The organism is Allobosea sp. LjRoot9 (assembly GCF_964252745.1).
In the GTDB taxonomy this organism is placed as follows: domain Bacteria; phylum Pseudomonadota; class Alphaproteobacteria; order Rhizobiales; family Beijerinckiaceae; genus Allobosea.
The window spans coordinates 145157-168337 of the sequence record NZ_CAXUPC020000012.1 but is presented as its reverse complement, the minus strand read 5'-3'; the positions used below and the strand labels follow the sequence as shown (position 1 = coordinate 168337).

Below are 23181 nucleotides of genomic sequence, written 5' to 3'. Positions count from 1 at the left end.
ATCGAAAGACTCATGCGTTTGCGTTCCCTCGTCACAGTGTTGGGCGCGGCATGCCTGCTGTTCATGACCGGCGGGCCATCCTCGCTCGCCCAGGGTGCCCCCCAGCCGCAGCAGCGCGGTTTCTTCTCCTTCTTCTGGCAGCAGCCGCCGCCACCTCCCGCCGTCGTGCCGAGGCGTCCGCGTGTCGTGCCGCCGCCGGTGGTGAAACGACGTGCGCCGCCGGTCATCGTCAGGGACGACCCCGTCATTCCCAAGGTCGATGTCGCTCATCATGTCCTGGTGATCGGCGACTCGCTCGCCGTGCTCGTTGCCGGCGGGCTCGACGATGCCTTGAACGACAGGCCCGACGTGGTGGTGGTCAACAAGGCCAAGCCCGATTCCGGCCTGGTCAGGAGCGATTTCTACGACTGGCCCAAGGCCGCCAACGATCTGCTGGCGAGTGACTCGAAAATCAGCCTCGGCGTGATGCTGCTCGGCCTCAACGACCGGCAGGCGATCCGCGAGGGCGAGACGGTGCACGAGCCGCTCAGCCCGCGCTGGAGCGAACTCTACAAGGCCCGCATCGACGCGGTCGCCAACGCCTTCGCGGCCAGGCGCGTGCCGCTGATCTGGGTCGGCGCGCCGCCCGTGCAGAACCCCCGCCTCTCCGCCGATTTCGTTTCCTTCAACGAGCTCTACCGCCAGCAGGCCGAGAAGGCCGGCGGGCAATATCTCGATCTCTGGGGCGCCTTCGTCGACGCCGAGAACCGCTATACGGCGATGGGGCCGGATGTCTCGGGCCAGACCACACGGCTGCGGCTCGGCGACGGCATCCATTTTACGACGGCGGGAGCGCGCAAGGCCGCGCATTTCGTCGATGTGCTGATCCGCCGGCAGATCGAAAGCCAGCCGCAGCCGGGCCTCGTCGCCGTGCCGGTAGCGCCAGCAACCGGCGCACCGACCGATCCCGAGCTTCAGGCCGGCGGCATCGAGCGGCTGATCGACGCCATGGTCGGTAATCTGCCCGCCGCGCCCGGGCTGCCGACCGCCTTGCAGGTCAAGCCGCTGGCCGGGCCGATCCAGCCCCTGACCGGGCAGGCGAGCGCGGGCGAACAGGCGCTGCTGGTCTCGATCCCGGATGCCCGGGGACGCGGCGAGGCCGCAGCCCAGCTCGACCGCATCTTCGGCGAAGGCATCGCGCCCGAGCCGAAGCCCGGGCGTCTCGACGACTACAAATGGCCCCGCTGAATCCGGTCTACTCAATCCTGACCGACTCCGGGGAGCTTGTCGCGAAACTCGCTCCGGCTAGAGCATTTCCGAGCGAAATGGACACCGGTTCGCGTGAAGAAAATACGATAAAACAAGGAGCTAGAGCATTTTCGCGATTCGGAGAAACGCGGAAATGCTCTAGTCGGCTGGCGTGGCTTTCGAGAACCGGAGCGCAGCGGACTTCAAGTCCGTCAGCACCGGAAGCGCAGAAAGCCGCGTCAGACGGCCGCCGGAGTAGAGTTACGCGGCAGGCTCACCTTGGCAGGATCGTCTCGCCCATCAGGTGCTTGTCGATCGCATGCGCCATCTGGCGGCCTTCGCGGATGGCCCAGACCACCAGCGACTGGCCGCGCCGCATGTCGCCCGCGGTGAAGACCTTCTCGACCGAGGTCTTGTAGGCGAGCGTGTTGGCCTCGACATTGCCGCGCTTGTCGAGCGTGACGCCGAGCTTCGCCAGCAGACCCTCATGGACCGGCGAGACGAAGCCCATGGCGAGCAGCACGAGATCGGCCTTGAGATCGAACTCGGTGCCCTCGATCGGCTTGAACTGACCGTCGACCCTGGCGCAGCGCAGCTTGCGGACCTGGCCGTTCTCGCCGATGAACTTGATCGTGCCGATGGCGAAGTCGCGCTCGGCGCCTTCTTCATGGCTCGACGAGGTGCGCAGCTTGAGCGGCCAGTTCGGCCAGGTCAGCGCCTTGTTCTCCTTGACCGGAGGTTCCGGCATGATCTCGATCTGCGTCACCGAGAGCGCGCCCTGGCGCACCGAGGTGCCGATGCAGTCGGAGCCGGTATCGCCGCCGCCGATGACGACGACATGCTTGCCCGAAGCCAGGATCGGCTTGGCGTTGCCGGTCGCAGGCTCGGCCCCGACACGGCGGTTCTGCTGCGGCAGGAAATCCATCGCGAACTGGACGCCGTCGAGCTCACGGCCCTCGATGGCTAAGTCGCGCGGCTTCTCGGCGCCGCCGGTCAGGCCGACGGCGTCATATTGCGCCAGGAGCTCGGCAGGATCGATATCGACGCCGACATTGACGCCGTAATGGAAAATGACGCCCTCGGCCTCCATCTGGCGGACGCGGCGCTCGACATGGGACTTCTCCATCTTGAAGTCCGGGATGCCGTAGCGCAGCAGGCCGCCGGCCCTGGCCTGACGCTCATAGAGATGCACCTCATGGCCGACGCGCGCGAGTTGCTGCGCGGCGGCGAGGCCCGCCGGCCCGGAGCCGATCAGCGCGACCTTCTTGCCGGTCTTGACCTTGGCCGGCTCGGGCGTGATCCAGCCCTCCTGCCAGCCCTTGTCGACGATGGCGCATTCGATCGACTTGATGGTGACCGGCGTGTCCTCGAGGTTCAGCGTGCAGGACGCCTCGCAGGGCGCCGGGCAGACGCGGCCGGTGAACTCCGGGAAGTTGTTGGTCGAGTGCAGATTGGTCAGCGCCTCGCGCCACTTGTCGTTGTAGACGAGGTCGTTCCAGTCCGGGATCTGATTGTTGACCGGGCAGCCATTGTGACAATAGGGGATGCCGCAATTCATGCAGCGCGCCGCCTGGTCACGCGTCGCCTCGACCCCGAGCGGGATCACGAATTCCTTGTAGTTCCGGATCCGGTCCGAGGCCGGAAGATACTTCCGGTCGCGGCGGTCGATCTCGAGAAAGCCGGTTACCTTGCCCATCGTCTTACTCCGCCGCGACCGACATGCTGGCCTGCGCCTGCTCGATTTCCTGTAGCGCACGCCGGTACTCGACCGGCATGACCTTGACGAATTTGGGCAGGTACTCCGCCCAGTTGTCGAGAATGTCCTTGGCGCGAAGCGAGCCGGTATAGCGCAGGTGATCGCTGATCAGCTGGTGCAGGCGCTCGGCATCGTAGCCGGACATATTGGCCATCACGTCGATGCGGCCCTTGAACTCGAGATCGCCGCCATGGTGGTGGATGCGCTGCATCAGCTCCTCCTCCTCGGTGACCGGTTCGAGGTCGACCATGGAGAGGTTGCAGCGCTTGGCGAAGCTCTTGTCCTCGTCGAGCACATAAGCGACACCGCCCGACATGCCGGCCGCGAAGTTTCTGCCGGTCTGGCCGAGCACGACGACGACGCCGCCGGTCATGTATTCGCAGCCATGATCGCCGGTGCCCTCGACCACCGCAATCGCGCCGGAATTGCGCACCGCGAAGCGCTCGCCGGCGACGCCGCGGAAGTAGCATTCGCCCGAGATCGCGCCGTAGAGCACGGTGTTGCCGACGATGATCGACTGCTCGGCCAGCGGCCGGGCATCGGGCGAAGGCTTGATGATCAGCTTGCCGCCGGAGAGGCCCTTGCCGACATAGTCGTTGGCCTGGCCGGTGAGGTCGAGCGTGACGCCGTTGACGACCCAGGCGCCGAAGCTCTGGCCGGCGGTGCCGGTGAGCTTCACCGTGATCGTGTCTTCGGCCAGGCCGGCATAGCCGTAGCGCTTGGCGACCTGGCCTGAGAGCATCGCGCCGGTCGAGCGGTCGACATTGCGGATCGGGCTTTCGATCACGACCTTGTCGCCCTTTTCGAGCGCGCCTTGCGATTTTGCGATCAGCATGCGGTCGAGCACCGTATCGATCGGGTGCTGCTGCAATTCGACATGGCGGATCGCAACCTCGGGGCCGACGTCGGGCTTATGGAAGATGCGGGTGAAATCGAGCCCCTTGGCCTTCCAGTGTTCGATCGCCTGCTTCTTGTCGAGCCAGTCGGAGCGGCCGACGAGGTCGTCGAAATTGGCGACGCCCAGGCTCGCCATGATCTCGCGCACGTCCTCGGCCAGGAAGAAGAAGAAGTTGATGACGTGCTCGGGCGCGCCCTTGAAGCGCTTGCGCAGGACGGGATCCTGCGTCGCGACACCGACCGGGCAGGTGTTGAGATGACATTTGCGCATCATGATGCAGCCGGCGGCGATCAGCGGCGCGGTCGCGAAGCCGAACTCGTCGGCCCCGAGCAGCGCGCCGATGATGATATCCCGGCCCGTGCGCAGGCCGCCATCGACCTGCAGCGCGATGCGGCCGCGCAGCTTGTTCATCACCAGGATCTGGTGGGTCTCGGCGAGGCCGATCTCCCAGGGCGAACCAGCATGCTTGATCGAGGTCAGCGGGGACGCACCCGTGCCGCCCTCATAGCCCGAGATGGTGATGTGGTCGGCGCGCGCCTTGGCGACGCCCGCCGCAACCGTGCCGACCCCGAGCTCCGAGACGAGCTTGACCGAGACGTCGGCGGCCGGGTTGACGTTCTTCAGATCGAAGATGAGCTGGGCGATGTCCTCGATCGAATAGATGTCGTGATGCGGCGGCGGCGAGATCAGACCGACGCCAGGGGTGGAATGGCGCACCTTGGCGATGCGGGCATCGACCTTGTGGCCGGGAAGCTGGCCGCCCTCGCCGGGCTTGGCGCCCTGCGAGATCTTGATCTGCATCATCGCCGAATTGACGAGATACTCCGTCGTCACGCCGAAGCGGCCCGACGCCACCTGCTTGATCGCCGAGCGCATCGAGCGCCCGTCGGCCATCGGCGCGAAGCGCTCAGGCTCCTCGCCGCCCTCGCCGGTGTTCGACTTGCCGCCGATCGTGTTCATCGCGATGGCGAGCGTCGAATGCGCCTCATGGCTGATCGAGCCGAAGGACATCGCCCCCGTCGAGAAGCGCTTGACGATGGACGCTGCCGACTCGACCTGCTCGATCGGGATCGGCTTGCGCTGGAGCGCATCCGCGTCCTTGATCTCAAACAGGCCGCGAATGGTCGAGAAGCGCGAGCTCTGGTCGTTCACCAGCTCGGCATAGGCCTTGTACTTGTCCTGCGCATTGCCGCGCACCGCGTGCTGGAGCAGCGCGATGTTCTCCGGCGTCCAGGCATGGTCCTCGCCGCGCAGGCGGAAGGCGTATTCGCCGCCGATATCGAGCGAGTCGCGATAGATCGGCGAATCCCCGAAGGCGTCGCGGTGGCGGCGCACGGTCTCCTCGGCGATCTCGGGCAGGCCGACACCCTCGATCGAGGAGATCGTGCCGGTGAAATACTTCTCGATCGTCTCGGTCTTGAGCCCGACAGCGTCGAAGATCTGCGCACCGCAATAGGACTGGTAGGTCGAGATGCCCATCTTGGACATGACCTTGAGCATGCCCTTGCCGACCGACTTGATGAAGCGCTTCACCACCTCGTAGCGGTCGACTTCCTTCGGGAATTCGCCGGCCTCGAACAGAGCCTCGAGCGTCTCGAAGGCGAGATAGGGGTTGATCGCCTCGGCGCCGAAGCCGGCCAGGCAGGCAAAGTGATGGATCTCGCGCGGCTCGCCCGATTCCAGCACGAGGCCGACCGAGGTGCGCTGACCCTTGCGGATCAGGTGGTGGTGCACGGCCGCCGTCGCCAGCAGCGCCGGGATCGGGATGCGGTCCGGGCCGACCTGCCGGTCGGACAGGATGATGATGTTGTAGCCGCCATTGACGGCAGCCTCCGCGCGCTCGCAGAGCCGCTCGATCGCATGCTCCATGCCGGCCGCGCCATCGCGGGCGGGATAGGTGATGTCGATCGTCTTGGTGTCGAAACGATCCTCGTAATGGCCGATGCAGCGGATCTTCTCGAGATCGTCATTGGTCAGGATCGGCTGGCGCACTTCGAGCCGCTTGCGCCGCGAGGTACCCTCCAGGTCGAGGATGTTGGGACGCGGCCCGATGAAGGAGAGGAGGCTCATCACGAGCTCCTCGCGGATCGGGTCGATCGGCGGGTTCGTGACCTGCGCGAAATTCTGCTTGAAATAGGTGTAGAGCAGCTTCGACTTCGACGAGAGCGCCGAGATCGGCGTGTCCGTGCCCATCGAGCCGACAGCTTCCTGGCCGGTCACGGCCATCGGCGCCATCAGGATCTTGGTGTCTTCCTGGGTGTAGCCGAAGGCCTGCTGGCGATCGAGCAGCGGCACATCGGTGCGCTGCGCCCGCGCCTCGACCGGGGGCAGTTCCTCCAGCACGATCTGGGTGCGCTTCAGCCAGTCCCTGTAGGGGTTGGCGAGGCAAAGGCTCGTCTTGATCTCGTCGTCGCCGATGATGCGGCCCTGTTCGAGGTCGATCAGCAGCATCTTGCCCGGCTGCAGGCGCCACTTCTGGACGATGCGCTCCTCGGGGATCGGCAGCACGCCGAACTCGGAGGCCAGCACCACGAGCCCGTCATCGGTGACGAGATAACGCGCGGGACGCAGGCCGTTGCGGTCGAGCGTCGCGCCGATCTGGCGGCCATCGGTGAAGGCGATCGCGGCGGGCCCATCCCAGGGCTCCATCAGCGCGGCGTGATATTCGTAGAAGGCGCGCCGCTCCTCATCCATCAGCGGATTGCCGGCCCAGGCTTCGGGCACCAGCATCATCATGGCGTGAGCGAGCGAATAGCCGCCCTGGACCAGGAATTCGAGCGCGTTGTCGAAGCAGGCGGTGTCGGACTGGCCCTCATAGGAGATCGGCCAGAGCTTCGAGATATCGGGGCCGAACAGTTCGGAATCGACCGAGGCCTGGCGCGCCGCCATCCAGTTGACGTTGCCGCGCAGCGTGTTGATCTCGCCGTTATGCGCCACCATCCGGTAGGGATGGGCAAGCCGCCAGGACGGGAAGGTGTTGGTGGCGAAGCGCTGATGGACCAGCGCCAGCGCGCTGACGAAGCGCGTGTCGGTCAGATCCTTGAAATAGGAGCCGAGCTGGGTCACCAGCACCATGCCCTTGTAGACGATGGTGCGGGCCGACATCGAGACCGGGTAATAGGTCGCGGTGGCGCGATCCTGGCGCTTATAGACCTTGTTGGAGACCGACTTTCTGAGGACATAGACCTTGCGCTCGAAATCGTCCTCATCGGCGATCTCGGCCGGGCGGCCGACGAAGAGCTGGCGATGGACCGGCTCGCTCTCCTTCACGGCCTCGCCGAGATCCGACGAGTCGACCGGCACGTCGCGCCAGCCCAGGAAGATCAGCCCCTCCTCGGTGACGGCCTGCGCCACGATCTCCTCGCAGACGGCGCGATCCTCGGCTTCCTGGGGCATGAAGAACTGGCCGATGGCGTAGTGACCGGCCGCCGGCAATTCGATGCCGAGCTTGGCGCACTCCTCCATGAAGAAGCCATGCGGAATCTGGACGAGGATGCCGCAGCCGTCGCCGAGCTTGGGGTCCGCCCCGACAGCGCCGCGGTGGTCGAGATTATGCAGGATCTGCAGGCCCTGCTGGACGATCGCATGGGTCTTGCGGTTCTTCATGTCGGCGATGAAGCCGACACCGCAGGAATCCTTCTCATAGGACGGGTCGTAGAGCCCCTGGCGCTCGGGCATTGCAGGATCACGCACTGCCGGGAAAGCCGCAGCTGCCGCCGCCACGCTCGACTTGCTGGTTTCGCTCATCGTCAAACCCCGCTTCACGCTGCCTGCCAGCTTCCGCCAACAGTCGCCTTCGAGTCCACACTATCCTTCGCCGCGCCAGCCCTCGTGCCGAGCCCGATCGGGCAAGCAGCAAGGATGGGGCCAACGTGGCCAAGTCATTCCTGGGGAGGGTGGCTTGCGCTGTCTTGGGGCGCCCGCGTCCTCCGCAGGCGCCTCGGGCTTGTCGCCCTGCCGCGCCTGTCTAAGCCGCCGCTTTACGGGCGGCGCGCGCACGATTGGTTTTGGCGGTTGTAGCCTTACCCCTCGTCATGTGTCCGCTCCGTTGCGATCGGCCGCCGCAAGCGCTAGGCGGCTCACGGTCGGCGCAGTGAAAATGGGACAGCAACACTGTCCTATTGCGATGAATTTGCCAGAATTCTAATCTCGGCACAAGCGCCGATTACGAGCAGGGCCGAAATTTTATTGCGATATCGCTCGCCCCCGAGACATATCCGGAGCGAAAGCCCAACATTGCCAGCACGCTTCTTGTTTTCCGCCGGTTTTCCGACCCCCGCCGCGTTTCGACCATCGTCGCATGCAGACCGGCGATCCGCCGATGCGCTTGTTAGCGTCACAGCCCGGCGCTACCCCTTGGATATGAACTTCTTCAGCGACAACACCGCCGGCGCGAGCGCTCCCGTCATGGCAGCATTGGCGGCCGCCAATGACGGCACCGCGACAGCCTATGGCACCGACGCCTGGACGGGCCGCGTCGAGCGCCTCTTCGCCGAGATCTTCGAGCACGAGGTCACGGTCTTCCTCGTCGCCAGCGGCACGGCGGCCAACTCCTTGGCGCTCGCCAGCATCACCCGTCCCTGGGGCGCGGTGCTGACCCATGAAGAAAGCCATGTCGCCGACGATGAATGCGGCGCGCCGGAATTCTTCAGCGACGGCGCCAAGCTCGTCGGCCTGCCAGGCGCCGGCAACAAGATTTCGCCCGGCCCCGTGACGCAGGCCCTCGCCCGCATGCGCGAAGGCGCGCTGCATCAGGTCCAGCCGCAGGCGATCTCGATCACGCAGGCTACGGAATGCGGGCAGATCTACACCCAAGCCGAGGTGCGCGCCCTGAAGGACGCCGTCGCGCCGCGCGGCCTGACCATGCATATGGATGGCGCCCGCTTCACCAACGCGCTCGTCGCGCTCGGCTGCTCGCCGGCCGCAATCACCTGGCAGGCCGGCGTCGACGTGCTGACGTTCGGCGGCACCAAGAACGGCGCCTGGGCGGCGGAAGCCGTGATCTTCTTCCAGCCCGAGGCCGCAGCCGAGATGAAGTGGCGGCGCAAGCGGTCGGGCCACACCCTGTCCAAGGGCCGGTTGATCGGGGCGCAGTTCGAGGGCCTGCTCGGTGGCGGCCACTGGCTCGAACTGGCGCGCCACGCCAATGCGATGGCCAAGCGCCTGGCCGATGCGCTCATCGCCCTGGACATCCCGCTCGCCTGGCCCTGCCAAGTCAATCAGGTGTTTCCGATTCTGTCGGCGGACCTCCAGACGAAGCTGAAGGCGGCCGGCGTCGGCTACCTGCCCTGGTCGCAGACCGCGCTGCCGAAGGATATCCCTTTCGCGGAGGGCGAGACCATCGGCCGCTTCGTCATGGCGTTCTCGACCGGCGAGGCGGATGTCGAGCGCCTGATCAATGTGTTCACCGCGGCAAAAGGCTGAATTCTCCCCCGATTTCAGCCGCACGCACGCCGTAATCCCTAAGGAAGACTGAAGACCCAGTTCAGTCGCCCAAAGGAGACGACATGGTATTTCGATCGACCGCGCCCTCGCGCCTGGTCCTGACGAGCCTGGCGGTAGCCGGCGCGCTCGCAGGTTCCGTTGGCGGAGCGGCAGCGCAGTACTACCTCTATGAGGAGGAAGAGGCCTATCCGCGCGGCTATTACGAACGCTACGCGCCGCTGCCTCCCGCTCCGGTCCCACCCCGCTCCATCGGCCGCGTCGCCGCGCGCGACTTCGGTCTCGCCCGCGTCGACCGGATGGTGCGCACCGGCTCCTCCTATGTGCTCGACGGCCAGACTGCCAATGGCGGCCGCGCCCGCCTGATCTTCGACGCCCATAGCGGCGACCTGATCGACCGCATCCCCCTGCCCGATGCGCGGCCGAGGCCCGCACCCGCCCCGCATATCGCCCGCGTCGATCCGCGCGACGACAGGCCGGCGCCGCGGCTGGTGCCGCGCCCACCCGAGCGCCCGCCCGCGCTCAAGCCGCCAGGCCAGGCGAGCGCGCCGGCGACGATCCTGCCGCCGAGCCCGGCCGCGCCGCCGCGCGCGACCGAACCGCTCACCCCAGCGGAAAAGCCGGCCGCGACGGCCAGCGCCCCAGCGACGACGGCCCCGAGCTCGCCAGTGGCCCCGGCGCTGCCGACACCCGGCCCGGTCAACCCCGCGACCGGCACGGACAAACCGCAGCTCGTCAATCCCCAGCTCGTCAACCCCAACGACGTGCGCGGCACGGACGAGGCGGAGCGCAAGCCGCCGCTGGCCCGCGCCGACCCCTCGGGCATCGCTGTCGCGCCCGTCGAACTGCCGCCGGTCCAGCTCCCGGATGCGACGCCCTCGACGCCGAAGCCTGAGACGCCCGCCGTTCCGGTTACGCCGCTGGACTGAGGCAAGCCCGCCTTACGGCCCTCGGCCAAAAAATTGGCCAAGAAAAAGGGCGTCCCCGGTCACCCGGGGACGCCCCATTCGTTTCAGGGTTTCAGGTCAGGCGCGCGTTACGCGGCCTTGCTGCGTTACGCGGCCTTGGCGACCTTGGCCTCGAGCACCTTGGCGGGCTTGGCCCCGCCGATCGCGATCTGGCGCGGCTTCTTGGCCTCGGGGATCTCGCGGACGAGATCGATATGGAGCAAGCCGTTCTCGAGGCTGGCGCCGGTCACCTGCACATAATCGGCAAGCTGGAAGCGACGCTCAAAAGCGCGCGCCGCGATGCCCTGATGCAGAACCTCGCGTTTTTCAGCGGATTCGGTGCCCTGCTTCTCGCCACGCACCGTCAGCGCATTCTCCTTGCTCTCGATGGCAAGGTCGGCTTCGCCAAAGCCCGCGACCGCGATGCTGATGCGGTAGGCGTTTTCGGCGGTGCGCTCGATGTTGTAGGGCGGATAGCTCGGCGCGGCCTCGGCGGTGGTGGCCTGGTCGAGCAGCGAGAACAGGCGGTCGAAACCGACGGTCGAGCGATAGAGCGGGGAAAGATCGAAGTGACGCATGATGTCCTCCTGGGAAGCGACAAGTTCGGTCCAGCCCGCCTCATCATGAGCACGGGCCTGGTTTAGCCTCGCGCAGCCGGTCTTGGCCTGCGCAGAGATGATCTGGTCTCGCCTTTTCGGCTTTTCAAGGGGGCGCGAAGACAGGCATAAGCAAGCTAGTGCGGCCGCGAAGGCCCGCCCGATTCGAAAGCCCTTCGATCGCATCGCATCCGGGCTGGCATGTCCGCGTGCGAGACTTGATCGACAACTCGGGGTTAAGCGCATGGCTCACGCGAAAGACCGGTTTCCTCTTCTGCGCGCCCTGCCCTGATGGCCGAGGCCCAGCTCTTCGCCCATCCCGATTATCCCGTCCCGGGGCATGGCAAGGCCTGGTTCGCGAAAACGCGCGATGGCGCGCAATTGCGCTTCGCAAGCTGGCGACCGACGGTCAAACTGGTGCGCGGCACCATCCTCCTCGTCCAGGGTCGGGCCGAATTCATCGAGCGCTACAGCGAGACGATCGTCGAGCTGCGCCGGCGCGGCTTCCATGTGATCAGCTTCGACTGGCGCGGCCAGGGCGGCTCGCAACGCTTCGTGCGGCGCTGGCGCAAGGGCCATGTCGGCTGGCTCAGACATTATGAGCACGACCTCGCCCTGGCGCTGGCGCAGATGCGCGAGACGCTGCCCGAGCCCTATTTCGTGCTGGCGCACTCGATGGGCGCGGCCCTGTGCCTGGACGCCGCGCGCCGCGACGCCTTGCCGGTCTCGCGGCTGGTCGCGCTCGCCCCCATGCTGGGCCTCTCCATGATCGAGCGCCCCGATATGGCGCGGCGGCTGGCAAACCTGCTGTTCTGGCTCGGTCTGGGAAAATCCTTCGTGCCCGGCGGCGGCGACACCGCGATCGCGACCAAACCCTTCGAGGGCAATCGGCTGACCAGCGACCCCACCCGCTATGCCCGCAACAGTGCGCTCTCGGCCGGCGCGCCGCATCTGTGCATCGGCGACCCGACGATCGGCTGGGTGCATGCGGCCTTCCCACTGATGGCGCGCTTGAACGCTCCCTCCGCCGCCCGCGAGATTCGCGTGCCGACGCTGGTCATCGCCGCCGGCCAGGACCCGATCGTCTCCACCCCGGCGATCGAGCGTTTCGCGGCACGGCTCAAGACCGGAGCCGCACTCGTCCTGCCGACCGCGCGCCACGAGATCCTGATGGAGAGCGACGAGATCCGCGCCCAGTTCTGGGCGGCCTTCGACGCCTTCATTCCCGGCGAGGACCAGATCGCGGCCAGCTCAACCGGCGAGCAGGCTGAGCGCGGCCTGATGCAGCGTCTTGTTGCCGGCGGCGATGACCGTGCCGCCCCCGGCGGCGCTGCCGCCATCCCATGAGGTGACGATGCCGCCCGCGCCCTCGATGATCGGGATCAGCGCGACGATGTCATAGGGCTTGAGGCCGGCTTCGATCACCAGATCGACATGGCCGGCCGCGAGCATGCAATAGGCATAGCAATCGCAGCCATAACGCGGCAGCCGCACCTGGCTTTCGACGCGGGCATAGGCTTCGGCCTCCGCGCCCTTGAACAGCGCCGGCGAGGTGGTCATCAGCGTCGCTTCGCTAAGATTCGTGATCTGGCGCGTGCGCAGGACGCGCGGGCCGTTGGGCCCCTCATAGCGCGCCTGGCGGCCATCGCCGGAATAGCGCTCGCCCGTGAAGGGCTGGTGCATCATGCCATAGACCGGCACGCCGCCGCGCGTCAGCCCGATCAGCGTGCCCCAGACCGGAATGCCGGAGATGAAGGCGCGCGTACCGTCGATCGGATCGAGCACCCAGACATATTCGGCGTCGATGTTCTCATTGCCGAACTCCTCGCCGAGCACGCCATGGGCGGGAAAGCTGCGCTTGATCAGATGGCGCATCACGTTCTCGCCGGCCCGGTCGGCCTCCGTCACCGGATCGAACACGCCGCCGAGCGATTTGTCCTCGGTGGCATGATGGGCGCGAAAGAACGGCAGGATCGCCTGGCCGGACTGCGTCGCCAGTTCGGCGATGAAAGCGCCGAAATCGACAGTGCTCATATACCAGCCTCCCGTTATTTTGTTGCTGCGCAGCATTGCATCCGACCGTAGCCCTGCGGCACGAGCCTGTCATGCAAGCGGAATCATCGGAAAACAAGGGAATCGGCCGGTAATCCGCCATCATTCTTGCGTCTGACGCATGGCCCATAAGACTTTACGCAAACCCACTTGCGTTTTTGCGCTGCACCGTCATATTGTGCACTGCGAAGGGGCGATCACCTCAAGCCTTCGTTGCCCTCCTTGGGCGTTTCCTCCCTAGACTTGGGCCGCCACGCAAGTGTGCGGCCCTTTTTTCTGGGTTGCGGTGGCAAGCAATCCGGCCGCCGGGGATTTTGTGTTTCGCATCGGCCTGCTCCGAAAACCGCAACCCGCTTTTCGTAGCCGCTGCTCTATTCGGCCGCCTCGCGCCATTCGTCGAGCCAGCCGCTCCAGCGCGCGAAGCAATCCGCCATCGCAGCGGTCACGCCCCGCTCCAGCTCCGTAAAGCCGGCATGCGGCTCCAGCGTCGCCTCATTCATGTAGAGTGCGCGGTTGATCTCGATCTGCAGCGCATGCACGCCCGAGGTCGGCGCGCCGTAATGCTCGGTGATGAAGCCCCCGGCATAAGGCCGGTTGCGCGTGACGGTCAGGCCCAGCCGCCGGAAGGCCTCCTCGGCGATGTCGACGATATAGCCCGACGCGCTGGTGCCGAAGCGGTCACCCAGGATGACGTCGGCCTTGGCGAGCCCGTCGCGGTCGAGCCCGGTCGACGGCATCGAATGGGCATCGACCAGGATACAGGTGCCGAAGGCGCCATGCGTGCGCTGGATCAGGCTGCGCAAGCCGGCGTGATAGGGGCGGTAGAGCGCATCGATCCGCGCCAGCCCCTCCTCGACCGGGATGCGGCCGAAATAGATCTCATGCGCATCGCCGACGATTCGCGGAATCGTGCCGAGCCCGCCCGCGACCCGCATCGAGCGCGTATTGGCGAAGGCCGGCAAACGCCCATCGAACATGCGCGGATCGAGCTCATAGGGCTCGCGATTGACGTCGAGAAAGGCGCGCGGGAACTCGGCGACCAGGAGCGGGGCTCCAAGCGCCACGGCCTGGGCGAAGAGCAGGTCGATATAGGCGTCCTCGGAGCGGCGCAGGCTGCGCAACGGCAATCGCGCCCGCTCGACGAAGGCCTTGGGATAGCGCCGTCCGGCATGGGGCACGTCGACCACCACGGGCACGACCTGCAGCGCCGGCTGATGCAGCGTGAAGGGCCGCTCGATCTCGGCGACGACATCCTCGGGATCGGCTTTGAAGAAGGCGGTTGGGACGCTCATGTCGCCGAACTGAAGCACACAAAACGGCGCTGTAGAAGCATTACCCGCGCGGCTGTTTAACCAAGACCGGATTCACGCGTTGTTTACCATGCGCATGCCTTATAGAAGGACATGGTTCCAAGCCCGCAGCTGGCCGGCTAACCCGGCTGCTCGCCGGCCCGGGATATGGCGCAGGCGCCAGACAATACGACCGGATGGAAACCGCCGCGCCCGGCGGCCTTCATCTTGAGACAGGCCTTTCGGGACGGACATAGCAGGCCCATGACGAAGATACTTCTCGCCGAAGACGACAACGACATGCGCCGCTTCCTGGTCAAGGCCTTGCAGAATGCGGGCTATGACGTGGCCTCGTTCGACAACGGCCTCTCGGCCTATAACCGCCTGCGCGAAGAGCCCTTCGAGCTGCTCCTGACCGACATCGTGATGCCGGAGATGGACGGAATCGAACTGGCGCGGCGCGCCACCGAGCTCGACCCAGACATCAAGGTGATGTTCATCACCGGCTTTGCGGCAGTCGCCCTGAACCCCGATTCGCAGACGCCCAAGGATGCCAAGGTGCTGTCCAAGCCCTTCCATTTGCGCGAGCTCGTCAGCGAGGTCGAAAAGCTTCTGGCGGCCTGACGCTTTTGCAGCTCAAGCGGCTTGCAAGGCGCCGCATGAGCCGCTATAGCCGCACACCTCGCAACATGGTCAGCCGGCAACGGTGACACCCTGTTCCGGCAGCCGCGACGATATCCCGACGCGGCAGACGGGCGCGTAGCTCAGCGGGAGAGCACTACGTTGACATCGTAGGGGTCACAGGTTCGATCCCTGTCGCGCCCACCATTTTTCCTCGGTGTTTACTGGGGTTTACGGCCTCCCTCCGGGGAGGCCGTTTTCGTTTTGGGGTCGCGACAACGAAAAGAGAACCCGGCGAGCGGGGCTCCCAGACGGCAAGCCCGTATGAGAGCATAGCACCCGTTGCCCGCGTCATGAGACGCGAAGGAACCGCCATGATCGTCCGCACTGTGTCCGAGATCGACAAGCACCTCGCGACGATCGAGCTGTCGACCAAGCACGCGATCCAGGCGCTCGCCGCGCTCACGTCGCCGGCGGATGCGCTCCGGCAGATGAAGTTCGGAAAGACGGGGCGCCATCCGATCGAGGACCGGGCCCTCAACGTCGTCGAGCAGATCAATCAGACTTTCAGCTACCTAGTGGCGCTCAACGCTGCCAAATGGCTGCTTGAGGCGCATCCCGACGCCGGCGGGTTTTCCCTGGCTCCGGGAGCGCATGCGTCGCAGCGGCTGGATATCATGAGCATCGAGCCGGACCTCGTCGGCGGTGAGGCCTTCGCAGCGACGAGCCCGCAGAGCAATCGCAAGCTCGACAAGGATCTGAAACGTCTCGCCGGCGACCCCGCCCGGCATCGCTACGCCTTCTTCTACTCTCCCGGCTACGATCCCGGGCGCCATCCTCAGCTCGAAAAAGTCGAGGGGGTCCAGGTCCGCTGCGTTGACATCTGACGCGACGTCGGAATCTCGGGCAGCGTTCCGGATTGAAGAAGACAACGGGCTCTCTTCACCGTCGGCGCAGCGGCTTCGAAGGTCGCTGATTACCTCACCCGGGCGATCGGATGAGGCTAATTCAAGTAGACACCCTGTACGCCGGCATTGGTGAACATGGCCTTATTCTGATCGCAGACGGCTTTGTGTCCGTCCTGTCGTAGATCAGACCGGTTCCGAACGAGAATCTCGCCTAAAGCATCGACGAATTTGTCGCCGAATTTTTGGCCCTCATCCATCAGGGCCTTGTGCCGCTTCTGAATGAGAGCCTCATCGATCCGGTAAAACGGTTTGCACGTGAGAGCTATCACGTGTGCGCCTGCGACGATCGCTATCCCGTACATCTCGTCACGGGCAACGTCGGTCTTCACTGGATTTTCTTCATAGCTGGGGCGTTGCACGCGCCCGCTCGGATCGGTGACCGGCGCACCCTCCAGAAACGCGATCTTCAATCGCCGTGCGTCTTCGGGGGTGAGCCAACGCATCCCCTCGGGCGGTGCCGACGCTATGAAGCGGATGGCTTCTCGGCTTAAACCGAGATGGGTCAAGAACGATCCGATTTCCGCATTGCCCATGCCCGTCTCGATTGGCTTGCCATCCCGGATGACGTAAGCGGCGTGGAAGCCAATCCTGGCGCCCTTGCTGAAGTATCGACGCTTTCCCGAGAGCCACACCAAGCCGCAGGCCGACGCACATTCATCGACGACCATCGTCGCCAACCCCTGGATATTCACTGCCGCGCCTATCCGGAATGCCTCGTCGATCGACCCCCCCGGACTGGACAGCACTACCAGTCCCCGATTGATGCCGTTGACCTGCCGCTCGAACTCCGCGGCGTCGCCCCGGACGAACAGCCCCCTGACTATAATGGCGGGAACCTGCTTCGGATCTGGGTTGCGCACCAGCTTGATCTCGGCGGCGAGCGAATAGCTTCCGGCGAGTATGGCAGCGCAAAGGCCGAGAACGATCCGCATGAGAAGCATTCCAGTCGAGGAGGCTATTGGATTGATAGCGGCGGCGGTTCGTTTGGTGAAGCCAGACCGTTCGGCCAAAGGACGGCTTGAAGCCTCGGCTCAAGCCAGTCGGCCAGCTTCTCGACCTCCGCGATCGCCGCGAACAGGTCGGCGCGCGCGATCGAGACCTGCAGGTTAACCGTCGCGTATTCGCTCAGGACAGCCGACGACGCGAACACCTTGTCATGCTCGCTGATGAAGAACGGCGGGACGTAACGCTTCCTCGTCTGCGGGTTATGCGCCGGCTGCCGGCTGTGTAGGTCCTTGCTGTGTTGCGCATCGTTACGCGCCAGGATCACCTGCTCGATTATCCCGAAATCGACGGGACAGTTTTTCCAGTCGCCGCCGACGATCTCGCCGAACACTTGCTTGTAGAATGGGATGAGACCCTTCTTGCGGAGTTGGCGACGCGTCTGCTCGGTCAACTTGAACCCCAGCAGGCGCTGCCACGTGAGGAAGAACGTCTTCAGGGTGTCCGAGAGCATCGAGATGCTTGCGATCCCGGCCGCCTCCAGCCCATACCACGCTTCCTGGTATTCGATCTGGAATGCCGGCTCGTCGCCATCCTCATTGTACGGCTGAATGAACGGCTCCTCCTCCTCTTCGATCTTGCGCAGCATCTCGCGGAACGGCGGGGCGGCGTTGTCGTAGAAATACCGGATGAAGCGCGTCCGTTCCTTCAAGAACCATTCGACTTCCATCGCGATGCCGCCGCTCCTGTGATACGTCGGTACGATGCTGTTGAATGACCTGCTCGGCAATGTCGGCGTGGACCCCACGCGCACATTGGTGCTGCGGCACAGGCCAATGGAAAGCCGACTGGCGAAGGCGTTGCCGCTGATCGCGAGCGAGCGCCCGCACCTCTTCAATATCTTCCAGTCCTATCAAGGGCCTTCCGTCGAACGGTCGATGCTCGGCCTTGAGGGCGGCTGGCTCGCAAGCTTCATCGCGTACGGCCCGGCGAAGGCCGCGTTCGTCGGGATCTATAAGATTGGGAATTCGGCCCCGCACACCCGCGAGCAGTTCTGGGCCTGCCCCGAGAATCAGGCCCTCGCCAAACATGGCTATTGGGGATTCACCGAGGCCGAGACACGGACGCATCAGTTGCGATTCGACCTCACCGAGACCAGGCACTATGCCGACTGGCGCGGTAAGCTGATCGTGGGTTGGCCGCCGCCGGAGCGCGGCTGGTATCGGCGGGCGCACAACAACATCATGCCGGTGCTGGCGATCCGTGAGGAGAGCGCGTTCGCCACCGCACTGCCGGAGTGGGACGAGGCCGAATTCACTTGGGCGGAACTGTCGATCCTGCCTCAGCGCTGGCGAGCCGCCCTTGAGCACTGGCGCGGGATCTACGCGATATGGGATTCGACCGACGCCAAGACATATGTCGGCTCGGCCTATGGTCGGTCGAACATTTTGGGCCGTTGGGAAGCCTATGGGGCGACCGGCCACGGCGGCAACAAGCTTTTGCGCGAGCGCGACCCGTCAAACTTCCGGTTCACGATCCTTCAGCGCGTCTCCCCCGACATGCTGGAGCCGGACGTCATGCGACTTGAGAGAACGTGGAAGAACCGGCTGCACACCCGGGCACCTTACGGCTTGAACAAGAACTGACTAAGTCGGGGCCTAGGTGTCGAGCATGTCCCACTCGTCGCCGAGGACCCATCTCAGCGCCGACAGTTTGCCGCTTAGCATTCCCCATTCGAAGTCGTCCCAGGGTCCCAGGTTTTCAATTCCGACCTCTTCCTCCGTTCGCCTCGCGGCTGCCTTCGCTCCTTCGTAGATCGAGCGGGGCGACTGCTTGCCGTGCTTCGACCGATCGTAGAGCGCATCATCGACGATTTGCCACTCGCCGGCCTCGATCTGGTGCATCCAATATATATGCCGATTGTACCAGATCTGGCGCCTCAGCAGTTCCACCGCGTCGAGCATTTCGGACAGCGAACGGTCCGGCTCAAAATGGTTGAAATCGGCGATGTAGTCTTCGAGAAGATCGGGATGGATGTCGTTGAGCACATCAGCAATCGAGACCGAGTACGTCGACCATTCCGGTTCGAAGATCGCGGCCAGGTCGGGATGCGGTATCTGGTGATTGAGGCCGCTGAAATCCTGGTGGTTCAATGTAACAAACGCGAATCGGTCTCGACTTCGCTTTCTGCGCGCCTTGACCGCGTCATCATAGATCTCGATCAGGACGGCGTCGCCCGTGCTGTTCTTAGTCTCGTTGAAAGGCTTCTTCTTTCCCAACGCCCGATCGAATACGCGCGTCTTTAACGCGTCGGTTGTCTCGACGACCGACGCGGCATTCAGGATCTTCTCGATCAGGTCCACCGACTCCTGCACCGCGCCGCCCTTGAACGCGATCTTCTGGTCGAGCTCGTTGAGCGCGTGCATTGTCGCCTGCGCCGCCTCGGGGGTGAGGAATCTCTCGGCTGCGTCGCGCACCGTCTTGAAATGCGATTTGGCCGAAACCTCGGCTTGCTTCACCACCCGCTCCTTGTTGCGTTCGAACTCGTCGAGCACGACGCGGGGCATGATGAGCTCGATCGACTTGTCATTGATCAGGTCCTGTAAGGCCTGGATCACCGGCTTCTTGCGATGGTCTTTTACTAGGTCGAGCCAGACGCATGTATCGATGAGGATCTTCAGCTTCATAGCAGCCCCCGAATTCAAGTCGGCATAGCGGGCTAAGCGGAAATTTTGGGGCAGTGCAACCAGGCCGTGAGGTCCCTCGCGGCCCTGCCCGGAACAATGGTCTCCAGTTCACCCTGAAGGACATTTTCATGCTCCGATATCTAGACCAGCTGCCCCACCACGGCTGAGTCCAATTCGAGGCGTCTGCAAGGCGCGGGGCGTCGCCAACTTCGAGCGGAGCCTCATCGAATTCGCACGCAAGCCGCCCTGACGACTCGTGCGCACTGAGGTACGGCTCGGGCGAGCCTCATAGGGCGGCGGAAAACCACCGCCGGCATCCTTTTTGCACGTCACCGTCTTCGTGAAACTGACATCGAACGCAGGCTATGAGCCCGCGATCAGTGGAGTTGCCGATGACCTTGCAGCAACGCGTGCGCATTCACACCGAAGACGACCACGAACGCGCGACACAGCGGATCGACGAGATCGCGCATGCCCAGGCAGGCTCGCGCGAAGAGGCGGAGCTCCTCGCTCTGCTGGAAGCCGTCGAGCGCTGGGAGAGCCATCAGGAGTGCTGGTCCGACTGGCTTTGACGGGCAGCCGCCGACGCAAGCCCCGCCATCGACGCGCCTGTTCTCGCCCTCAGCCCTGATAGCGGGCGACGATGCCGAGCAATGTCGAGGGCTCAAAAGGTTTGACCATCCAGGCGCTGGCGCCGGCGCGACGACCTTCCGCCTTGATCTCGGCGCCGTTCTCGGTGGTCAGCATGATGATCGGGATGTTCTCCCCCTCGGGCCTCGCCCGGCAGGCGCGGGTGAACTGGATGCCGTCCATCAGAGGCATGTTGAGGTCGGTGATCACCAGATCCGGCTTGAACTTGTCGAAGGTCGCCAAGCCCTCCTCGCCGTTCTCCGCGGCGGCCACGTCATGGCCGGCATTGCGCAATGTCAGGCAGAGCAGGCTGAGCAGGGTCTTGGTGTCGTCGATGGCCAGGATCTTCATTCACCTCACTCCAGAACAAGCGCGCTTCGATGACGCGCCGGTCATCTGATTTGGACAGCCACGGAACAACTCGAACACCCCAACACAAATCTAGGAAAAGGATCTGACCAAGCCACCGATCAGGAGATTCCAGCCGTCGATCAGGACGAAGAAGATCACCTTCAGGGGCAGCGAGATCACGGTCGGCGGCAGCATCATCATGCCCATCGACATCACCACCGTCGCAACGATCATGTCGATGACGAGGAATGGCAGGGCGATCAGAAAGCCGATCTCGAAGGCGCGCCGCAATTCCGAGATCATGAAGGACGGGATCAGGATCCGCAGATCGACGCTCTGTGTCGGGTCGGTCGGCCGGATGCTTTGCGGCGCGATGTCGGCGAAGAGGCGCAGATCGGCCGGGCGGGTCTGCGTCAGCATGAAATCCCGAAACGGCTCGGTGATCTTGGTATAGGCCTCGCCTTCGCTGATCTTGTTCTCGACCAGCGGCTGGACGCCGTTCTGCCAGGCCTTGTCGAAGGTCGGCGCCATCACGAAAAAGGTCATGAACAGGGCCAGGCTAATCAGGATCAGATTGGCCGGCGTGCTCTGCAGGCCGAGCCCCGAGCGCAGGAACGACAAGGCGATCACGAAGCGGCTGAAGCTCGTCACCATCATCAGGAGCCCGGGCGCGACCGAAAGGATCGTGAGCATCGCCACGATCTGCACGATGCGGCCCGAAGCCGAGGCCCCGCCCGAGGGCAACAGCCCGTCGAGCCCGAGCGACTGGGCGCCGGCGGCGGCGACCCCGGCCAGCAGGAAAATGAGCGTCGCGGCTAGCTTGATCACTGGACGACCAGGGTTTCGATGACGATGTCGCGGACGAGACCTTTCGAGCGCACCGCGATCCGCTCGGTGAGATCCTCGCGCAGGTTTCGCAGGCCCGCCGCGCCCTCCATCTGCCGCGCCGTGACGCTGCGCAGGAAGGCCAGGATATCCTCGGTGATGGCGCCGATCAGCGGCTCGGCGCTGAGCGCCGCCTTCTGTTCCAGCACCAGCGCCGCCTCGATGCGCACCCAGGCATTCGCCGGCGCGGCAAGATTGGTCACGATCGGCGCGAGCCGCTTGAGCACCAGCCCTCCGGCCATCGCAGGATTGACGCTGAGATGGGGCGAGGCCTCCTCCATCCGCTTCATCACGGTGGTCTCGACCGTGCCGATGACACGGGTGCCCCAGAGCGCGCCGGCGCCGGCCGCCAGCAGGGTCAGCAGCACGGTCGGCACTGCTGCCCGCAGCGCCGGCAGGGAGCGTCTGGAGCGTTTCCGGCCAGCCGGCAGTTTGAGCTTGGGTGTGGCCATCAGAACGGCATGACCCGGTCATAGACCTGATGGCCCCAGCCCGGCTGCTGCACCTCCATGCCGCGACCGCGGCCGCCATAGGAAATCCGCGCCTCCGCGATCTTGTCGTAAGAGATCGTATTCGTGCCGGTGATGTCGCGCGGCCGCACCATGCCGGCGATATTGAGGACGCGCATGTCGTAGTTCACGCGCACCTCCTGCGAACCGTTGATCATGAGATTGCCGTTGGGCAGGATTTCCGTGACGACGGCGGCGACGGAGAGATCGACCTCCTCCGAGCGATCGGTCAGCCCCTTGCCGCGCGACGAGGATTCGGAATCGACATTCGAGCTGATATTGGCCGAACTCGAATTGCCGCCGAAGGCGGCGAGGAAATCGAGCCCGAACTTGGCGACCGAGTTGCGCGAGCGGTTAGAGTTGTTGTCGAGCTTGGCCTTGTCCTTGATCGAAATGCGCACCGTGACGACGTCGCCGAGCTTCATCGCCCGGGTGTCGCGGAACAGATCCTCGCTATGGCGCGTGTAGATCGAGTTGAACGAAACATCGACCGGGCGGCCCGATTGCTGGCCGACCGGGATCGCCTCGCGCGGCGTCGACAGGCCGCTCCCGACGCGGGACAATTGCGGTTCGCGGTTGAGTTCGGCCAGGTCTTGCGAGCAGCCGCCGAGCGTGACGGCGCAGGCCGCGAGGATGAGAGCCTTCATCGGGTCTGGACTCCGGTTGTTGGCGTTCTGTTGGCGGGCGCACGGCGGCCGCCCAGGGCTTCGGCGAGTTGAGCCGCACGTGCGGCTTCCATTTCGTTGAGCACCGCGCTGGCCGTGCGCGGCGGCAGCTTGCCCAGGAGCGAGACGGCCATCGCCTCGTCCATTGCTGCAAGCTGCAGCGCCGCCGCCTCGGGGCGCATCCGCGCGAAGATCTCGGTGATGCGCGTCTCGGTCTGCTGGATTTCGGCATCGCGCTTGGCGGTCAGGGCCTCGAGCTCGGCTTTCCGCTCCTCGAGCTTCTTGAGCGTGTCGGTCAGCTTGGCTTCGAGCGTCTTCAAGGTATTGGCCTGCCACGCGAAACGGGCCTCGGCCGCGGAATCGCGGATGCTGGCGCAGAAATTCGCAGCGTCGGAGGTCCCCGAGGCTGCAGCGGGCGGCGTCGTCCTCGGCGTCTGCGCCTGCGAGGCCAGCGGGATGCCGGCCGACGCCAGGATGGCGACTGACAGCAACCACCCGCCCAGAGATGTCCTCAGCAGCATTACGAGCAACTCGCTTGAGAGATATGATGAGACTATTGGGCGCGATGCTTTCGCGGGGCTGACCTCAACGAAGGAAACCAGCAGAATCCAATAAAAACGCCGGGATCAACAAGTGACCCCGGCGTTTCCTATGCATGCAGCGAAGCTAGAGCCTTGCGCGGAAAAGTGGGTACCGGTTTTTCGCAGGAGCAATGC

21 protein-coding genes and 1 tRNA gene are annotated in these 23181 nt (G+C 64.8%); 9 read left to right on the top strand and 13 right to left on the bottom strand.

The window, feature by feature from the left end; genetic code table 11:
* Positions 1 to 12: 12 nt before the first annotated feature.
* On the top strand, positions 13 to 1227 hold the full coding sequence (locus tag ACSQ3P_RS29290) for an SGNH/GDSL hydrolase family protein (protein WP_436168948.1): 1215 nt from the start codon (positions 13 to 15) through the stop codon (positions 1225 to 1227).
* A 274-nt stretch (positions 1228 to 1501) separates the two neighbouring features.
* Here ACSQ3P_RS29290 and ACSQ3P_RS29285 read toward each other — a convergent pair whose 3' ends face one another.
* Both ACSQ3P_RS29285 and gltB read right to left on the bottom strand, forming a co-directional pair.
* Positions 1502 to 2923: a glutamate synthase subunit beta gene (locus tag ACSQ3P_RS29285; protein WP_069688475.1), complete on the bottom strand. Its 1422-nt coding sequence runs from the start codon at positions 2921 to 2923 to the stop codon at positions 1502 to 1504.
* A 4-nt stretch (positions 2924 to 2927) separates the two neighbouring features.
* Positions 2928 to 7628: a glutamate synthase large subunit gene (gltB, locus tag ACSQ3P_RS29280; protein ID WP_436168947.1), complete on the bottom strand. Its 4701-nt coding sequence runs from the start codon at positions 7626 to 7628 to the stop codon at positions 2928 to 2930.
* Between the two features lie 615 nt (positions 7629 to 8243).
* On the opposite strand from gltB, the gene ACSQ3P_RS29275 reads away from it, so the two are divergent.
* Positions 8244 to 9305, top strand: coding sequence for a threonine aldolase family protein (locus ACSQ3P_RS29275; protein WP_436168946.1), 1062 nt, complete (start codon positions 8244 to 8246; stop codon positions 9303 to 9305).
* A gap of 83 nt (positions 9306 to 9388) precedes the next feature.
* The gene (locus ACSQ3P_RS29270; RefSeq protein ID WP_436168945.1) at positions 9389 to 10252 is read left to right on the top strand and encodes a hypothetical protein; all 864 of its coding nucleotides are present in this window, start codon (positions 9389 to 9391) and stop codon (positions 10250 to 10252) included.
* A gap of 125 nt (positions 10253 to 10377) precedes the next feature.
* On the opposite strand, the gene ACSQ3P_RS29265 is transcribed toward ACSQ3P_RS29270, so the two are convergent.
* Positions 10378 to 10848, bottom strand: a complete 471-nt coding sequence (locus tag ACSQ3P_RS29265) for an Hsp20 family protein (protein WP_436168944.1) — start codon at positions 10846 to 10848, stop codon at positions 10378 to 10380.
* Between the two features lie 309 nt (positions 10849 to 11157).
* Between ACSQ3P_RS29265 and ACSQ3P_RS29260 the strand changes: the two genes are divergently transcribed.
* A complete protein-coding gene (locus ACSQ3P_RS29260; protein WP_436168943.1) occupies positions 11158 to 12213 on the top strand; it encodes an alpha/beta fold hydrolase in 1056 nt (351 codons plus the stop codon).
* Here the strand turns inward: ACSQ3P_RS29260 and hisN are convergent.
* Positions 12118 to 12900: a histidinol-phosphatase gene (hisN, locus tag ACSQ3P_RS29255; RefSeq protein ID WP_436168942.1), complete on the bottom strand. Its 783-nt coding sequence runs from the start codon at positions 12898 to 12900 to the stop codon at positions 12118 to 12120. The two genes, ACSQ3P_RS29260 and hisN, sit on opposite strands and share 96 nt — an antisense overlap.
* A 389-nt stretch (positions 12901 to 13289) precedes the next feature.
* Positions 13290 to 14210, bottom strand: coding sequence for an N-formylglutamate amidohydrolase (locus ACSQ3P_RS29250; RefSeq protein ID WP_436168941.1), 921 nt, complete (start codon positions 14208 to 14210; stop codon positions 13290 to 13292).
* A gap of 261 nt (positions 14211 to 14471) precedes the next feature.
* Between ACSQ3P_RS29250 and cpdR the strand changes: the two genes are divergently transcribed.
* The 3 genes from cpdR (at position 14472) to ACSQ3P_RS29235 (ending at position 15715) form a co-directional block, all read left to right on the top strand.
* Entirely contained in the window at positions 14472 to 14831 is a 360-nt protein-coding gene (gene cpdR / locus ACSQ3P_RS29245) for a cell cycle two-component system response regulator CpdR (protein ID WP_054143348.1), read from the top strand.
* 129 nt (positions 14832 to 14960) lie between these two features.
* Positions 14961 to 15035, top strand: a tRNA-Val gene (locus tag ACSQ3P_RS29240).
* Between the two features lie 167 nt (positions 15036 to 15202).
* A complete protein-coding gene (locus ACSQ3P_RS29235; RefSeq protein ID WP_436168940.1) occupies positions 15203 to 15715 on the top strand; it encodes a hypothetical protein in 513 nt (170 codons plus the stop codon).
* Positions 15716 to 15831: 116 nt separating this feature from the next.
* Here ACSQ3P_RS29235 and ACSQ3P_RS29230 read toward each other — a convergent pair whose 3' ends face one another.
* The gene (locus tag ACSQ3P_RS29230; RefSeq protein WP_436168939.1) at positions 15832 to 16728 is read right to left on the bottom strand and encodes a hypothetical protein; all 897 of its coding nucleotides are present in this window, start codon (positions 16726 to 16728) and stop codon (positions 15832 to 15834) included.
* Positions 16729 to 16751: 23 nt separating this feature from the next.
* Positions 16752 to 17468, bottom strand: coding sequence for a hypothetical protein (locus ACSQ3P_RS29225; RefSeq protein WP_436168938.1), 717 nt, complete (start codon positions 17466 to 17468; stop codon positions 16752 to 16754).
* Between the two features lie 34 nt (positions 17469 to 17502).
* Between ACSQ3P_RS29225 and ACSQ3P_RS29220 the strand changes: the two genes are divergently transcribed.
* Positions 17503 to 18384 (top strand): GIY-YIG nuclease family protein, encoded by an 882-nt coding sequence (locus ACSQ3P_RS29220; RefSeq protein ID WP_436168937.1) that lies wholly within the window; start codon positions 17503 to 17505, stop codon positions 18382 to 18384.
* 12 nt (positions 18385 to 18396) lie between these two features.
* On the opposite strand, the gene ACSQ3P_RS29215 is transcribed toward ACSQ3P_RS29220, so the two are convergent.
* Positions 18397 to 19425, bottom strand: a complete 1029-nt coding sequence (locus tag ACSQ3P_RS29215; RefSeq protein ID WP_436168936.1) for a PIN domain-containing protein — start codon at positions 19423 to 19425, stop codon at positions 18397 to 18399.
* A 392-nt stretch (positions 19426 to 19817) separates the two neighbouring features.
* Here ACSQ3P_RS29215 and ACSQ3P_RS29210 point away from each other — a divergent pair, with 392 nt between their 5' ends.
* Complete coding sequence (locus ACSQ3P_RS29210; RefSeq protein ID WP_436168935.1) at positions 19818 to 19997, top strand: hypothetical protein; 180 nt, start codon at positions 19818 to 19820, stop codon at positions 19995 to 19997.
* Between the two features lie 49 nt (positions 19998 to 20046).
* Here the strand turns inward: ACSQ3P_RS29210 and ACSQ3P_RS29205 are convergent, their stop codons facing one another.
* The 5 genes from ACSQ3P_RS29205 to ACSQ3P_RS29185 all read right to left on the bottom strand — a co-directional run bounded on the left by ACSQ3P_RS29205 (position 20047) and on the right by ACSQ3P_RS29185 (position 22956).
* On the bottom strand, positions 20047 to 20406 hold the full coding sequence (locus ACSQ3P_RS29205; RefSeq protein WP_436168934.1) for a response regulator: 360 nt from the start codon (positions 20404 to 20406) through the stop codon (positions 20047 to 20049).
* Positions 20407 to 20496: 90 nt separating this feature from the next.
* Entirely contained in the window at positions 20497 to 21231 is a 735-nt protein-coding gene (gene fliP / locus ACSQ3P_RS29200) for a flagellar type III secretion system pore protein FliP (protein ID WP_436168980.1), read from the bottom strand.
* Positions 21231 to 21743: a flagellar basal body-associated FliL family protein gene (locus ACSQ3P_RS29195; RefSeq protein ID WP_436168933.1), complete on the bottom strand. Its 513-nt coding sequence runs from the start codon at positions 21741 to 21743 to the stop codon at positions 21231 to 21233. Before ACSQ3P_RS29195 ends, fliP begins: the two co-directional genes overlap by 1 nt.
* Complete coding sequence (flgH, locus tag ACSQ3P_RS29190) at positions 21743 to 22447, bottom strand: flagellar basal body L-ring protein FlgH (protein ID WP_310146598.1); 705 nt, start codon at positions 22445 to 22447, stop codon at positions 21743 to 21745. The genes ACSQ3P_RS29195 and flgH overlap by 1 nt, the downstream gene beginning before the upstream one ends.
* Positions 22444 to 22956 (bottom strand): MotE family protein, encoded by a 513-nt coding sequence (locus ACSQ3P_RS29185; RefSeq protein WP_436168932.1) that lies wholly within the window; start codon positions 22954 to 22956, stop codon positions 22444 to 22446. Before ACSQ3P_RS29185 ends, flgH begins: the two co-directional genes overlap by 4 nt.
* Positions 22957 to 23181 lie beyond the last annotated feature (225 nt).